1 protein-coding gene is annotated in these 1,253 nt (G+C 40.1%); it reads left to right on the forward strand.

Annotated features, from left to right (window positions below; translation table 11 throughout):
• Positions 1-879 (forward strand): iron-sulfur cluster assembly scaffold protein (locus tag Q1553_RS00080; RefSeq protein WP_300842636.1); only part of this gene is annotated, 879 nt, incomplete at its 5' end.
• Positions 880-1,253 lie beyond the last annotated feature (374 nt).

The following is a 1,253-nucleotide window of genomic DNA, read 5'->3' on the forward strand; positions in this document are numbered from 1 at the left end:
CAAGAAGAGGCAGATAAAAGAGGATTGAAGCTTGTTGTCGCAGATTATGGCGCGGAGGCTTGCGGTGATGCAGTCCGACTTTATTGGCTCATAGACGCAAACGATACGATTGTAGATGCGAAATTCAAGAGCTTTGGCTGCGGGACTGCGATTGCAAGTAGTGATATGATGGTAGAGCTTTGCTTGGGCAAAAAAGTGCAAGAAGCAGTGAAAATTACCAATATTGATGTAGAAAAAGCGTTGCGTGATGAGCCTGATACTCCAGCCGTCCCGGGACAAAAAATGCACTGCTCTGTAATGGCTTATGATGTGATTAAAAAGGCAGCGGCGCAATATTTGGGCAAGAATCCAGAGGATTTTGAAGATGAGATTATCGTCTGTGAATGCGCACGCGTGAGCTTAGGAACATTAAAGGAAATCATTAGGATTAACAATCTAAAAACGATTGAAGAAATCACCGAATACACAAAAGCAGGTGCGTTTTGTAAAAGCTGTATCCGACCCGGAGGACACGAAGAGAGGGAGCATTATCTAGTAGATATTTTGCGTGAAGTGCGTGCAGAAATGGAAAATGAACTTCAAAACAAAACCGATTTGAATTCCAAAGACAATTCAGAATTTGCCAATATGACGATTGTGCAAAAAATCAAAGCTATTGAATCCGTGATTGATGAAAAAATCCGCCCAATGCTGATGATGGACGGGGGTAATATGGAAATCATTGATTTAAAAAATGCAAGCGATGGCTATACTGATGTGTATATTAGATATTTAGGTGCTTGCAGTGGTTGTGCAAGTGGTGCGAGTGGCACGCTGTTTGCAATTGAATCAGTTTTGCAAGAAAACTTGGATTCTAGTATTCGCGTTTTTCCTGTGTAAAACAAATAGAATCTTAAAATTTAAGTTTCAAGCAAGATTCCAACATTATGGATTTGCGGGTGTGGGCAAAACCCTTGCGCAATGTGCGCTACAAATGCTACACATTCTCGCAATGATAGAGTAGTAGCATTTATTTGGATACCACCAATAAATCAGACAAGAACGAAGTATTGGCTCAAGGCTCAGGAGGCATTATTAAGTGCTATTTCTCCCCTAATGCCTCTTTGGCGATTTTTACTAAAGGCTCTACATCGTATTCTTGAATCTTTTGTTTCATAATTTTCAAGTATTCCTCAATATTTTCTGAAGTTAGCCTATGCGTATTATCCCGAATCGCGTCTAATTGCATAGAGTTCATATCAATGTTATAATGC

Origin of the sequence: Helicobacter sp. UBA3407, from assembly GCF_949747025.1 — a bacterium.
Taxonomy (GTDB): Bacteria; Campylobacterota; Campylobacteria; order Campylobacterales; family Helicobacteraceae; genus Helicobacter_D; species Helicobacter_D ganmani.